The 12,572-nt window shown below is 49.8% G+C and carries 15 protein-coding genes; 2 read left to right on the top strand and 13 right to left on the bottom strand.

Annotation, left to right across the window (positions count from 1 at the left end; genetic code table 11):
• Window positions 1-81 precede the first annotated feature (81 nt).
• The 10 genes from cdaS to JD108_RS05270 all read right to left on the bottom strand — a co-directional run bounded on the left by cdaS (window position 82) and on the right by JD108_RS05270 (window position 7,939).
• Window positions 82-693 carry a sporulation-specific diadenylate cyclase CdaS gene (gene cdaS / locus JD108_RS05315; RefSeq protein WP_198828872.1) on the bottom strand — a complete coding sequence of 204 codons (612 nt, stop codon included), beginning with the start codon at window positions 691-693 and terminating at the stop codon, window positions 82-84.
• 107 nt (window positions 694-800) lie between these two features.
• Window positions 801-2,024 carry a cysteine desulfurase-like protein gene (locus tag JD108_RS05310; protein WP_198828871.1) on the bottom strand — a complete coding sequence of 408 codons (1,224 nt, stop codon included), beginning with the start codon at window positions 2,022-2,024 and terminating at the stop codon, window positions 801-803.
• 209 nt (window positions 2,025-2,233) lie between these two features.
• Complete coding sequence (locus JD108_RS05305; protein WP_198829998.1) at window positions 2,234-2,947, bottom strand: methyl-accepting chemotaxis protein; 714 nt, start codon at window positions 2,945-2,947, stop codon at window positions 2,234-2,236.
• The gene (locus JD108_RS05300) at window positions 2,944-4,329 is read right to left on the bottom strand and encodes a methyl-accepting chemotaxis protein (RefSeq protein WP_198828870.1); all 1,386 of its coding nucleotides are present in this window, start codon (window positions 4,327-4,329) and stop codon (window positions 2,944-2,946) included. The genes JD108_RS05305 and JD108_RS05300 overlap by 4 nt, the downstream gene beginning before the upstream one ends.
• Window positions 4,330-4,747: 418 nt before the next feature.
• Window positions 4,748-4,960 carry a hypothetical protein gene (locus JD108_RS05295; RefSeq protein ID WP_198828869.1) on the bottom strand — a complete coding sequence of 71 codons (213 nt, stop codon included), beginning with the start codon at window positions 4,958-4,960 and terminating at the stop codon, window positions 4,748-4,750.
• A 286-nt stretch (window positions 4,961-5,246) separates the two neighbouring features.
• Window positions 5,247-5,447, bottom strand: a complete 201-nt coding sequence (locus JD108_RS05290) for a cold-shock protein (protein WP_198828868.1) — start codon at window positions 5,445-5,447, stop codon at window positions 5,247-5,249.
• A 156-nt stretch (window positions 5,448-5,603) separates the two neighbouring features.
• Entirely contained in the window at window positions 5,604-5,771 is a 168-nt protein-coding gene (locus tag JD108_RS05285; protein WP_198828867.1) for a hypothetical protein, read from the bottom strand.
• 102 nt (window positions 5,772-5,873) lie between these two features.
• A complete protein-coding gene (locus tag JD108_RS05280; protein WP_198828866.1) occupies window positions 5,874-6,584 on the bottom strand; it encodes a B3/B4 domain-containing protein in 711 nt (236 codons plus the stop codon).
• A gap of 34 nt (window positions 6,585-6,618) precedes the next feature.
• Window positions 6,619-7,257, bottom strand: coding sequence for a LysE family translocator (locus JD108_RS05275; protein WP_198829997.1), 639 nt, complete (start codon window positions 7,255-7,257; stop codon window positions 6,619-6,621).
• Between the two features lie 64 nt (window positions 7,258-7,321).
• On the bottom strand, window positions 7,322-7,939 hold the full coding sequence (locus JD108_RS05270) for an FMN-binding negative transcriptional regulator (protein ID WP_198828865.1): 618 nt from the start codon (window positions 7,937-7,939) through the stop codon (window positions 7,322-7,324).
• A gap of 123 nt (window positions 7,940-8,062) precedes the next feature.
• Here JD108_RS05270 and pdxR point away from each other — a divergent pair, with 123 nt between their 5' ends.
• Complete coding sequence (gene pdxR, locus JD108_RS05265; protein ID WP_198828864.1) at window positions 8,063-9,442, top strand: MocR-like pyridoxine biosynthesis transcription factor PdxR; 1,380 nt, start codon at window positions 8,063-8,065, stop codon at window positions 9,440-9,442.
• On the opposite strand, the gene JD108_RS05260 is transcribed toward pdxR, so the two are convergent.
• The 3 genes from JD108_RS05260 to JD108_RS05250 all read right to left on the bottom strand — a co-directional run bounded on the left by JD108_RS05260 (window position 9,437) and on the right by JD108_RS05250 (window position 11,898).
• Window positions 9,437-10,027 (bottom strand): dienelactone hydrolase family protein, encoded by a 591-nt coding sequence (locus JD108_RS05260; RefSeq protein ID WP_198828863.1) that lies wholly within the window; start codon window positions 10,025-10,027, stop codon window positions 9,437-9,439. The two genes, pdxR and JD108_RS05260, sit on opposite strands and share 6 nt — an antisense overlap.
• Before the next feature lie 153 nt (window positions 10,028-10,180).
• A complete protein-coding gene (locus JD108_RS05255) occupies window positions 10,181-10,666 on the bottom strand; it encodes a hypothetical protein (protein WP_198828862.1) in 486 nt (161 codons plus the stop codon).
• 233 nt (window positions 10,667-10,899) lie between these two features.
• Window positions 10,900-11,898 carry a zinc-dependent alcohol dehydrogenase family protein gene (locus JD108_RS05250; RefSeq protein ID WP_198828861.1) on the bottom strand — a complete coding sequence of 333 codons (999 nt, stop codon included), beginning with the start codon at window positions 11,896-11,898 and terminating at the stop codon, window positions 10,900-10,902.
• A 263-nt stretch (window positions 11,899-12,161) separates the two neighbouring features.
• On the opposite strand from JD108_RS05250, the gene JD108_RS05245 reads away from it, so the two are divergent.
• Window positions 12,162-12,530: a winged helix-turn-helix transcriptional regulator gene (locus tag JD108_RS05245; RefSeq protein ID WP_198828860.1), complete on the top strand. Its 369-nt coding sequence runs from the start codon at window positions 12,162-12,164 to the stop codon at window positions 12,528-12,530.
• Window positions 12,531-12,572: the final 42 nt, after the last annotated feature.

Below are 12,572 nucleotides of genomic sequence, written 5' to 3'. Positions count from 1 at the left end.
CAATGTTTCATCCATTTGTTTTATGCAAACGTTACCAAAAAAGACAAAAAAGGAAGCTGCCTCCCCTGCACCATGCCGTTTTTACACGGATGGCAAGGGATACAGCCTTCCTTTATAAGCAAAGCGGGCTTGCCCCGTCTCTTCTGATACGATCAACACCAGCGCATCGCTTTTCTCCGTCAGACCAAGCGCTGCCCGATGGCGTGTGCCGAGATTGGGGTCTACCAGGCTGGAGCCGGAGAGCGGAAGCACATTGCCCGCCGATACGATGGAATTGGCGCGAATCAGGACGGCTCCGTCATGAAGCGGACTGCCGGGATAAAAGATCGATTCCAACAGCGTGCTGCTTACCGCCGCGTCAATCATCGTCCCGCGCTGCATCCACGAATCCAGCGGATCTGTCCGCTCGATGACGACCAGAGCGCCGTGTCTGCGCTGCGACAGCCGCTGGATGGTCTGGGACAGATCGAGGTATTTGTCCGTGTAGGGCGCTAGGTAGCAGTAGAGGTAAAAGGAGGCAGACGTCGCTTCGATCCCGGCGAGTCTCCGCCTAATCTGATCCAGGTTGCCGAGGACGCACTGATTGTCGTCAGCCATCTGGGCCAGACTTCGTTCCATGTCGCCAATCAACTCTTTCAATTCCTGCTCCACCTTTAGCTTCATCGGTGACAGGTCGCAATCCTGCAGATCCATCTGCGGTCGCCTCCCCTCTGGGCTGTAAAACGGGTCCGTATTCACAGCATTCCAATTTATAACCGGAATATACCAACCCCGTGTCCAGCCCAGTCGGCGTAATCCCGCTACGGCCGCAGCAGCTCCTCCACGCATTGACACACGCGCTCGATTTCCTCCCGGGTATTGTATAGCGAGATGCCCACCCGGACGAGTCCCCCTGTTTTTTCCAGGCCTAGCGATTCGACTACGCGCATGGCGTAAAAGTGGCCGCCCCAGACAAATAATCCTTGCTCGCCCAGCCGCTTCGCCACCTCGCCTGAATCGGCCCCCGCTACAGTAAACGAAACGGTCGGCGCCCGCAATCCTGCTCCAAACCGCTGCCCGTAGACCGTCACTTGCGGAATCGCGGAAAGCTGTTCGCACAAGTGGCGGGCCAGCTCCTCTTCGTAAGCGTGGATTCTCGTCATTCCGTGTATGATCCGTTCGCGGAGCGTCTCCCCTTCGCCGTATCCGGCCAGATAATCGACAGCCGCGCTCACCCCGGCGAGGGCAGCGAAATTGAGCGTTCCTGTCTCGATCCGGTACGGGGACTCGGCAGATTGCGGCCGAAGCCTGTCTGTCTGCACCTGATCAAGCAAGCCGGGACGAGTGTAGAGAATCCCGACGTGCGGGCCATAAAATTTGTAGGCGGAGCATAGTAAAAAATCGGGATCAAGCGTTGTCACATCCACCGGAAAATGGGGAGCGTAATGAACCGCATCGACGATCATCCAGGCGCCCGCCGCTCGGCTCCACTCGCGGATGGTGGCCAAGTCATTCACCGTTCCCAGCGAATTGGACGAATAGCCGACCGCGACCAGTTTGGTCTTTGCGGAAAGCAAGGATTGCAGTTGCGCCATATCCAGTTGTCCATCCGGCGTCATGCGGACCGAATGGATGACCGCTCCCCGTTCGGCCAGCGTCTGCCAAGGGCCGCGATTCGCTTCATGATCCAGGTCCGTGATGATCACCTCGTCACCGGGCGCAATCAGCCGGGACAAGCCTCTGGCAAGCGCAAAAGCGAGCGAGGTCATATTGGCCCCAAACGAGATGCACGCGGGCGAAGGCGCACCCAAGAGCGCGGCCATCCGCTCTCTGGTCTGCTCGACGATGCGGTCCGTCTCCTCGCTGGTGACAAAGGGGCCGTGCGCATTGGCGTTGCTCGTCTCATAGTAGCGGGCGATCGCGGCGATTACCGAACGGGGCACCTGAGTCCCCCCCGGACCATCCAGATAGGCTGCTGGCTGATCTCCTACCTTTCGCTGCAGCGATGGAAAATCCAGCCGATGCCGTTCCACGTCAAAGTTCATGATCATTCCTCCCGGGTAAATGTATACTGAATATTCTAAAGATATGTTCCATTTTACACTTCTTTCCGCCAAATCGGAATCCAACTTCATTCCATTCTGCCGCAGCCTCTCTGTGACGGTCTGTCCGGCCCGGTCCCGCAACAAGCAAAACAGCTGCTCCCTGATGAGGCGAGCAGCTGCTGATTTGCGCTTGATGACAAAGGTTTGTACTATGCACGTGGAATCGGCGACAACTCGCCTTCGACGATAAATTTGCTCACCGTGCCGCCCAATTCTGCCACCATCTGATTCATCAGCTCCGCCGAGATCGTGACAGTCTCATAATCCCGCACCTGCTGATGGACGACAGCCGCCACCTGACTTGAGGAGGCAGCGCTCTCCTGGGCAATCGACGAGATGTATTCCATCTCACTGACCAGTTGGGCTGCATTGGCGCCAAGGCCCGTGACGATCTGGCCATGCTGTTCGATTTTTTTCGCGATGGTGCGTATGGTGGCAGACATCGTGGATACGGCTTCGCTCACATCTCTCGCGGCCTGTACCTGTTCGCCCGTACTTGCCTTCACTTCCTGCATGGCGTCTACCGTCTGGTAGGAGTTTTCCTGAACGGCCATGACGATCCGCTGGATGTGGTCGGATGCCTGTTTGGACTGTTCGGCCAGCTTGCGGATCTCATCGGCCACGACCGCAAAGCCCCGGCCCCACTCTCCCGCCCGTGCCGATTCGATCGACGCGTTCAAAGCCAGCAGATTGGTTTGATCGGCGATCCCGCTGATCGTGCCCATGATGTCGGATATACTTTGGGCTTGCTGCTTTAATTGCGTGACGATCGCTTCGATCTGGACCGCGGCCTGTTCGTTTCTGGCTGTTTTTTCCTCCAGCTGCCTGATCAGTTCAAAGGTTCGTCTGTTCTCTCCGTTCATTCCGTCCAGTTGACTGACCACCACCCCCCCCCCGTCTCATCCTGGAGCTCTTGAAACTTGTGAGACAGATCGGACGTGATGCGGACACAGGTGTCAATCGAGACGGACTGCTGCCTGTTTGCGTCTGCGATCTCCTCGACAGAGGCGGACATTTCCTCCGAGGAGGCGGTGACTTCCTCCGAGAAGGCGGCCAGCGCTTCGGAAGACGTTTTGATTTCCGCTGACACCAGGTGAATGCTTTTGGTCAAGTGCCCCAGCTCTTCTACCATCCGGTTGAACTGTGTGCCGATTAGGGCCATTTCATCTCGGGTCTGAATCGGAGTGCGGACCGTCAAATCGCCGTCCTTTACTTTCTCCATATCAGATACCAATCTGCGCAGCGGGCGGAACAGCCGATTGCCCGTCCAGAATGCGATCAGGAGGGCCAACAGAAATACGCCGCCCAAAATGACGAGGAGCATCCCGGTCAATTGATTGAGGGCATGATACACATCTGCCTCCGCAGAAGTGACGGTGAGGGTAAAACCATTGGAAAGTTTGGCGTAAGAAACAATTTCATTTGCCTCTTTTTGCAAGCGGATGACCCCTGATTCGCTTTTGCCAAGCTGTTCAAACAGGGCGGCATCCACATCGGATAGGTTTTCTTTCGCCGTATAAGCGGGGTGAATGAGGTAATGCTGTGCGGAATTAAGCAGAGCGGCAAAGCTATGCTCATAGGGCTTGATCTGCCCGACCACATCGGTGAAGAGCTGAAAATTGATGTCCATGCCAACGACGCCGATGGATTCCCCGCCTTTTTCCAGGGGAATCACATAGCTGATCATGTCCACGCCGATATTTTCATTGCGGTAGGGGTCCATCCAGGTCGGCTTGCCAGCCTTTACCGGGATGTAGTACCAGCCGACATGCTCCAAGTCATTCGGATCGTACTGGCTGAAGTCGGTCGGAGTCAATGGTTCGATCGTCCCGTCTCCGTCGGTGTCCGCATGAAACAGACCAGAGGTAGGGGCGGAGTATTCGGGGTTAAATCTGACGTAAAACGCCATCGCTCCATTGGTCTCTTTGGCAATATTCTCTGCGATGGGCCTTACTTTTTCCTGAAGCGAATAGATGTAGCCGTCATCCGTCTTAAATTTCTCCACATCATCGAGCATGGACAGGACTGCCACGGAGAGATAGTCTACGGAAGACTCAATCTTCTCGATGGTATTGTTCAGATCTTTGGCTTTATTTTCAACCAGGTACTGCGCATTCTGATACATCTGTTCCTCAATCATCTGTTTGCTGGAATACCAGGAAGCAAATCCGACCAAGGATACGGTGAGGACAGAACAAAGCACGATTGCAAGCATGATTTTTGTCTTGATGCTGCCAAATAGCAAAGGGGACCACTCCTAGGACGTCGATGTCTTTGTCTTGATTTATGAAATTTATGGTACGACGTGACCAAGGTCCCTGTCCATGAAAATTTTTCAGGTCTAAGCGCCTGGATGAAATAAGCCTGCGAGTCCGCTACCAGCCAAAAAAAACCCGTCTCTGCTCGGGGCAAAGACGGGATGTTGCTCTCCACATTATTTATTCTCATCAAGCTCCTTGTAGCAATCCATGCAATATGAGTCGTTATTTTCGATCTCATACTCTGAGAGACGAGCCTTGCATTCTTTGCAAAGCACTTCGGTTAATACCAGGTTCAAGACTCTTACCCCTTTCGATGCTGTCCTGTAGTCACCTATAGTGTACCCCATAAATGTGATCTTTTTTTACGACAAGAGTTAAAATTCTGTGAATTTTCCCCGCATATTATCCACAATTGGACGGTCGCCTGCTGCTGCGCGGCTCCACCCAGCCCAATCGGCACAGTTCACTTACGATTCTCCTCATCCTGCGATCCTTGATCAATCGGTCGATGTCTGTGCCGGCGGTAATCATCTGGTAGGCTTTCAGATGCTGGGACGTCAGGACGGGAACGCGCTGCATCCTCCGGTCCACAGGTACGAGTATCGTTTTGATCATGATTCTCCCCACTTCCAGAACATTTGTTTGCATAGATGTATGATACTACAAATGGCGAGAAATGGCAAAAAAGGCGGACAAGCGTTTGTCCCCATTCCGAAACCAAAAAAAATCCCCCGCTAGAGGAGCGGGGCTGAAAAAGGTTGTTAACAGCGTCAGTACCAGTATCGCCGGCAAAGTGCCCGTTTATTCCTCAAAAACGATGTTTTTCATCTGATAATCGCCAGCGGACATAAAAAAACAGACCCCTAGGAGTCTGTTTTATCTTGTCTTTCCTTAATCGCGGCTAGACTTTGCGAACATTGGTGGCTTGGGGCCCCCGCTGGCCTGTCTCGATTTCAAACGTGACCTCTTGGCCCTCTTCCAAGGATTTGTACCCTTCTTCCTGAATGGCGGAAAAGTGAACGAATACGTCCTCTCCACCCTCGCGCTCGATGAACCCGTAACCTTTTTCGCTGTTAAACCACTTTACTTTACCGTGTTCCATGTTTTGCCTCCTAGCTTCTAACAATTGCTGGTCAATTTTTGATCCTGCTCGTCTAGTATTGCCAGACGAAGCAAGAATTAAACATCGGCCGGAGAAACAGCGGATATTTCACGCAGTCGAGCCGATCATTCGGCTGCTGCCGCTCGTCTGTCGCGTTTACCCCAGCTCGTTTACTTTCTCCCCTTGTTTTTCAGGCTCTACGGTACCGTCGCCTGCGTGCTCCGCCAGGCTCTTCTCCCGCTTGGTAAGCGAATAGCCGTGCATGTTGCTCCCGTGATAGCCCATTTCCTGCTTTTCGTTTTTCTCCTCATTTCCGAAAGACATCTCCTTCACCTCCTGAAGGTATTGTTTCCGGATTTGGCAAATCATAAGGCTTGGACGACTTTAGTGATGACATTGCCCGGTGAGTGCCTCGGCTGCTTGCCCTTACCCAAAGATCGTCATTTCCCTATGATTCCGATCTAACACTTCCATCTTCACAGTACCGCCAAGATGATGCGACACCAACTCAGACAATTCTTTCAGCGCCAGATGAAACTCATCGCTTCTCGTTTCATCGATACATTCTATGCAGAGGAATGCATTTTTCGTTTTTTCTGTGAGCATCGTCCTCTGGGCTTCACGCCAATTCCAGCATCTGCAGATGGCACCTTCCTCGTCTTTATAAACAATTTCCCCCTCATAGGGCGGAGCATTTTCATCACTTCCCAATGGGATAAACGGTTCGTTGCCATTTGCCAGCGTTAGCCGAATATCGCCGGCAAAAGTGTCGATGTCCTCTCCGCCACACGGAAGCCCATAACGCAATGAGATGGAATTATAGATGTCGACAAGCGGGTTGATGGTTCCGATCTGGTTGCCGTTTTTCACTCTTTTTAACAGGGCTTCGATGGAGCACCTTGCCCCTTTCTTTGTCTTGAATTTCTGAAAAGCTTCTCGCCAAACGGATATGACGGGATTGCTGCTGAATTCCTCCAGGCTGAAGAATTTGTGTGCTTCCTTCTCCGCCTCTCGCAGCAGCTTCTCGTAGATGTCAATGTCCCGTATTGAATTATCGATTCCCTGGCAAATTACGATGCCGATTTTTGCCTGAGGGAATAACGACCAAAAATCGTCTTCAATGATAAATTTAGGCATAATCTGTCTCTCCCTTTCATTTTTCATCACACGATTAGGTTTTGGTGGGGCTCGCAAAGGCGGAAAATACCCCTAAAGCGATATAAAAATAACCGGTTATCCGATTCATCAACTTGGCACTCGCTTTGCTGCCCACAATTCGCTTCCTGATGCTTGCTGCAAGCACGGCATACAGACCATCACTTATAAAAGCCAGAATAATAAATATCGTTCCCAATAGCAAAAATTGGACGCTGACTGATCCGGCAGAAGGTGAAATGAATTGCGGAAAGAAGGCTAAAAAAAAGAGTGCTGTCTTCGGATTCAATACTTCTACCAGTGCTGATTCGTAAAAAATCTTTATCAATTTTTTGCGAGGGGCTTTGGGAATGTCGGAAGTCGTGCCATCCGCTGCAGAAAATAAAGTCTTACACCCCAGATAGATCAGATAAGCCGCACCCAGGTATTTGACGACAGTAAAGGCGGTTGCGGATGTCATCAGGATCGCAGAAACGCCAATTGCTCCCGCCAAAACGTGAACAGAACCGCCAAGAGATACTCCCAGGACGGAGACCAGGCCCGCTTTCTTCCCTTGATCGATGCTCCGCGCCATAATATAGAACACAGCCGGTCCAGGAATGATTAGCAATGTGGCAGCAGCAATGATAAACAGCCAAATCGTTGAAAACGCCATGGTATGCAACTCCTTGTTGTCATTTTGCACATGATGGGCTCCTCCTGGGTTGGTGAAAGCAAGGTTACCCTTTGTTTGTAAGGTTCGCTTTCATCAAGGAGGCTATTTGTTGCTCGTTTGTCAGGGGAATCTGTTCCAACTGTTTGATAACGCGCTCTTGCCTGTGCGAGGAGTGGTTTTGACTTAACTTTGCTTTCCCTTCTATCCTCTCGATTTTTATTTTGAATCCTTGTATCCCTTTGTTCATGCCACTGAGCAATTCGGCATCTACATCCTGCAAGCGGTAAGAACTGTCAGGCGCTTCATATTTCCGTACCATCTCATCCAAGGAACGCATTAACTCCTGCTCATCCCGGATCAGCTCAACTTCTCCGTAAACATGTACGGTCACATAATTCCATGTTGGCACTGCTTGATTGGTCTCATACCAAGAGGGAGAGATATAACAATGAGGACCATGGAACACGGCTAACACTGACTGATTTTGAATATCCCTCCACTGCGGGTTCGAACGGGCAACATGACCGTACAAACAGGTTTTGTCCTTATTTAATAGCAGAGGCAAATGTGTGGCGAACGGCATTCCTTGATGAATGGAAAACAATGTTGCGAAACTGTTCTCCTGTATGACATGGTAGGCAGCCGTTGCGTCTTTCATTGTAAAATGCTCGGGGATGTACATTTGAATTCTCCTCTATCCTCTTTTTGACATACAACAGATATCCTTTACACGGTATGATAGTAGTCAAACTGACATTTAAAAAGGTACAATATTAAAAAAATGCGCATGTCAGGGGAGGTGCAAATGAAAAATACGATTTTTACCTTCCACGATCGCTCTCCCAAATACAAACAAATCTACGAGAAATTGAAATCATTTATTGAGCAGGGCGACATCAAAGCGGATGAGCCATTGCCCTCCATCCGTCAACTTGCCGATTCCTTACAGGTAAGCCGCAATACAACATTAATGGCATATGAACAGCTTGTTGCTGAAGGGTATATTCGGGGAGAGGGCCGAAAAGGGTATTTTGCAAATGAAATTGAGCCCCTTTTGTTTCAAGAGGCTCGCAGCTCTTTTACGCATAAGCAAACAGAGACGGTGCCGCCTGTGCGCATTGATTTCCGCGCAGACGTCGTCGATCAATCGCACTTCCCTGTAAAGACGTGGAGGAGGATCTCGAACCAAGTATTGTCGGAAAAGGACAGCTTTCGATACGGGGAGCCTTTTGGCGAAAGGTGCCTGCGCGAACAAATCGCGGCATATCTGCTCCAGTCTCGCGGGGTGAGAACAGATCCAGATGCGATCATCATCGGAAGCAGCACCCAGCAAATGCTGGTGTATCTCGGTCTTGTCCTGAAACGTGATTTTTCTGGCATTATCGTGGAGGACCCCGGTTATGACGGCGCTCGGGAAGCTTTTCGATTAAACGGCTTTGCGCTTGAAACCCTGCCCGTGTATGAGACAGGTGCCGATTTTTCACATTTGGAGCGCAGAAAATCGCGGCTGATCTATGTGGCGCCGTCCCATCACAGTCCATACGGGGTAAGCATGTCCATACAACAAAGGCATGCCCTGATCCATTGGGCAAACAAGATGCAGGGATATATTATCGAAGACGATTATGACAGTGAATTTCGCTATACCCAGCAACCATTTCCCGCTCTCGCTTCCATCGATTCTACGAGAGTGATCTATCTGGGAAATTTCTCAAAATGCTTTCTGCCGGGAATTCGCCTCAGTTATATGGTGCTGCCGCAGCCACTTTTAACCAGCTACAAAACTCAATTCACACCTTTCGAGAGCACCACTTCACTGCTTAGCCAATTCGCCATGGCGAAGTTTATGGAAGAAGGCGAATGGAATCGCCATATCAAACGCATGCGTCTCGTCTATAAACGAAAGATGCAGGACTTGGTTTTTGCATTAAGGAATCATTTCGGGGAACATATATCCATTATTGGCGAGCAGTCCGGTTTGTACGTGTTAGTCAAGGTACACTTGGAGCGTTCAGAAGATTGGCTCATTCAACAAGCGTCCATTCAGGGGGTGAAGGTCTATCCTACCTCGCCTTTCTTCATTAAAAACAAAACCGATAGACCGATGGTGAGACTTGGTTTTAATAATTTGTCATGTGAGGAAATCCGGCTTGGCGTGAAGCTCTTAAAAAAGGCTTGGTTATAAAATAAAACGAAGCATCTTTTCGTGCGCTTGCCTTGCCGAAGACTCTTGGTATGCAGGAGAATACGGGTCGCTGAATCCGTGCCGGCCGGCCAACTGGCAGACCTTCACCATCTCTCTCCCGGACAATTGCGCGATCAACTCGTCCACATCAAAGGACCGCTCCTCTTCCGGAAAGAAAAGCAGGGCCGGACACCGCGGCGATTGGTCCGGATAGTTCCGAATCCGCGAACCGTAAAATCCCACGATGCCGGCGAGTCCCTCTTCTTCGCTCAAGAGCCAGCTTACCGTCGCGCCGGCGCTGTATCCGACGAGAAACACACGAGCGTAACGTCCTTTTTGCTCTCGCAGCACGCTCTTTATTTTTTCTGCGGCCCGCAAAAACCCCACGTTTTCCATAAAGCTGCGGTAGGCCTCTGCTTCTTCCGCGTATTCATACGGAGACTCCCGCTCCAATAGATTGGGGCACAGGACCGCATAACCTGCCGCTGTCAATTGCTGGCAAACATGCATCATGTGGGAGTTTTGGCCGTAAATTTCATGAACCACGAGGATGAGCGTGTCTGTTGTTGGATGGGTGTCGATCATCTGTCCCTCCTGTTTGTCTGTCGTAAGACGTTTTTTATCCGATCGGGTCCCGACTTGCTGTCAGGATAGCACGCTCATCTGCTTTTTTCCAAGCCCGCAAAGCAGAAATTCATTTCCCAAATAACGGGTGCTGGTGCTTTCCCGCAGTCAACTTCACGTCTTGCTCCTTGCAAACAGAAGCGAGAGACTCCCCGACACCAATGGAGCAACCCAGCTCCATACAAAGAGATCATCAACAAATTCATTCATTTTTTCCCCCAGGGTCAAGGGTCTGCCATCATAAAATACTCCCTCCTGAGGAAGGTAGTACAAATAGTGATCGCTGGTGAGATCAAACAGGGAAAAAGCCCAATAAAGTCCAAATGCACTGAACGCAGCCAGAATTCGAGAAAAACCATTCCGTTTTCCGTACGCGGCATGGATGATAACCGCAATCATACAGGACGCCAACACGACGACGATCATTTCTGCCCATTCAACATACAGCCCTTTGGTAAAAAGAAGGGCTCCCCCTGCCAGCAGCAGTGCCAAGAGTAACATCGTACGCATACGCAGCCTCCCTATCTTCTTCCTCGCCTCAATACTGGCTTTTCCTTTGATTTCCTCTATACAGACGTCTGAATAAAACAGATGTTTCATTTCGTTCGCTCGGGAGTATGAAGCCAGCTTTGCACTTGAACACAGAAACGGAAAGAATAACGAGCGATTTCATGCAAAAGGAAACGGCCTTTCGTCCCATCAAATTCTGGACGAAGGCCGCTTAACTGATTCTTATTAGTTTCACTGTCTGCAAGATTTTCCGGCTCGACGCTCCCAGCGTCGGCGTGCTCCGCCAAGCTGTGCTGTCAAGACATTTCAAATTTGCGGTACTATTACCAGCTATTTTTCAAAACAATTTTTCCGATCGCCTTGCCAGACTCCATGTACTCATGGGCTTTTGACACTTCATCAAATGTAAAAATGTTTGAATCCAATAGCGGACGCAGTTTCCCTTCCTCAACCACCCCGGCTACCTTCTTCAAAATTTCTCCATATTGTTTACGCATGTCCTTATTTAGTATCTTCAACAACATAAAGGTAACATGAAGAGATAGTCCCTTCGAATGCACCGGAGAGAGGTCATGGGTCGAACGAGCAGCGATGGCGATTACCGTTCCATGTACCGCTGCCGCCTCAAAAGAGCGATCAAGATTTTCACCCCCGACCGTGTCAAACACGACGGCAAATCCTTTTCCGTTTGTATATTTTTGTACATAGTCGTGAACGCTTTCTTCTCGATAATTAATCGTTACATCAGCACCAAGGCGCGCGCCAATCTCCAGCTTCTCTTGCGAAGAGGCAGTCGTATAGACTGTTGCACCTCCCCATTTGGCCAGTTGGATGGCGACGTGTCCTACGCCTCCGGTGGCGCCATGGATCAAAATTTCTTGTCCAGGTAAAAGCCTTGCGCGGTTAAATAATGCTTCCCAAGCGGTAATGGAAACAAGCGGCAAAGAAGCAGCTTCTTCCATCGTCAAATTTTTTGGTTTATGAGCAAGCAGATCGGCATCTGCCAACATAAACTCTGCAAGTGCACCGCCGTCAGTCCCCCTAAATCCACCCGCGCATCCAAACACTTCATCTCCGATTTTAAACTCAGTTACTCCTTCCCCCACTGCAGCTACCACACCTGCCACATCTCCATGCAATACTGCTGGAAACTCGGGGGCAACGGCAGGCACTATACCAGCGCGAACTTTCGTATCAATCGGATTAACACTTGTAGCCTTTACTTGAATAAGTACATGCCCAGGTTTCCGTTCAGGTTTTGAAATTTCCTGATATTGAAATACAGATGGTGCACCAAAAGATTGAATAATTTGCGCTTTCATTCAAGTCACTCCTTTTTATCTGTTTTACCTAAAAATAGGTTCATGCATGATCGAATCCTCTTCTCTCCTCTATGTCTAGGTGATCCGTACATTGCCTGTTAAACAGGAGAATTGCGCGATAAGCAGAAACATTCAGTCTTTTATTTGCAAATCCAATGGTACTTTATATAACATAAAATGAAAAGTACGCACATTTTTGATGAATAGGATGAAATTTGTCATATAGGATACAATTTGATACTTATAAAGATTGGGGTGTTACGATGAAGGATGTTAAAACAGAAAAGTGTCCTGATACCCAGGCTTGTCCTGTTGCAATTACAGTAGATGTGATCGGCGGCAAATGGAAAGCCAAAATATTATATAACTTAATTTCCGGACCGAAACGTTTTAACGAGTTAGGAAGACTTATGCCCGCTACAACAAAACGCATGTTAACGCTGCAACTTCGGGAACTGGAGCAAGATGGTATCGTACATCGTGAAATATATCGTGAGATTCCTCCAAAAGTTGAATATTCTCTTACTTCTTTTGGCGAAACATTAAAACCGATTCTCTACCTCATGCGGGATTGGGGAGAGATGTACGAAAAAGAGGTCTTACTGAAACGAAAGAACTCAGAAAATGTGTAGCTTTGGTCTCGCCGAAAAAGGATGTCAGTACATGGAGGCTGC

It is taken from the genome of Brevibacillus composti (assembly GCF_016406105.1).
In the GTDB taxonomy this organism is placed as follows: Bacteria; Bacillota; Bacilli; order Brevibacillales; family Brevibacillaceae; genus Brevibacillus; species Brevibacillus composti.
The sequence above is the reverse complement of the archived record's forward strand: the minus strand, read 5'-3'. Positions and strand labels throughout refer to the sequence as shown.

Excerpts from the sequence above, each read along its gene's own strand:
- JD108_RS05260 (WP_198828863.1), bottom strand. The coding sequence starts at position 10,027 with ATGATCGACACCCATCCAACAACAGACACGCTCATCCTCGTGGTTCAT.
- JD108_RS05250 (WP_198828861.1), bottom strand. The coding sequence starts at position 11,898 with ATGAAAGCGCAAATTATTCAATCTTTTGGTGCACCATCTGTATTTCAA.
- JD108_RS05285 (WP_198828867.1), bottom strand. The coding sequence starts at position 5,771 with ATGTCTTTCGGAAATGAGGAGAAAAACGAAAAGCAGGAAATGGGCTAT.
- JD108_RS05295 (WP_198828869.1), bottom strand. The coding sequence starts at position 4,960 with ATGATCAAAACGATACTCGTACCTGTGGACCGGAGGATGCAGCGCGTT.
- cdaS (WP_198828872.1), bottom strand. The coding sequence starts at position 693 with ATGGATCTGCAGGATTGCGACCTGTCACCGATGAAGCTAAAGGTGGAG.
- JD108_RS05255 (WP_198828862.1), bottom strand. The coding sequence starts at position 10,666 with ATGAAACATCTGTTTTATTCAGACGTCTGTATAGAGGAAATCAAAGGA.
- JD108_RS05310 (WP_198828871.1), bottom strand. The coding sequence starts at position 2,024 with ATGAACTTTGACGTGGAACGGCATCGGCTGGATTTTCCATCGCTGCAG.
- JD108_RS05275 (WP_198829997.1), bottom strand. The coding sequence starts at position 7,257 with ATGGCGTTTTCAACGATTTGGCTGTTTATCATTGCTGCTGCCACATTG.
- JD108_RS05245 (WP_198828860.1), top strand. The coding sequence starts at position 12,162 with ATGAAGGATGTTAAAACAGAAAAGTGTCCTGATACCCAGGCTTGTCCT.
- JD108_RS05270 (WP_198828865.1), bottom strand. The coding sequence starts at position 7,939 with ATGTACATCCCCGAGCATTTTACAATGAAAGACGCAACGGCTGCCTAC.
- pdxR (WP_198828864.1), top strand. The coding sequence starts at position 8,063 with ATGAAAAATACGATTTTTACCTTCCACGATCGCTCTCCCAAATACAAA.
- JD108_RS05305 (WP_198829998.1), bottom strand. The coding sequence starts at position 2,947 with ATGAACGGAGAGAACAGACGAACCTTTGAACTGATCAGGCAGCTGGAG.
- JD108_RS05280 (WP_198828866.1), bottom strand. The coding sequence starts at position 6,584 with ATGCCTAAATTTATCATTGAAGACGATTTTTGGTCGTTATTCCCTCAG.
- JD108_RS05290 (WP_198828868.1), bottom strand. The coding sequence starts at position 5,447 with ATGGAACACGGTAAAGTAAAGTGGTTTAACAGCGAAAAAGGTTACGGG.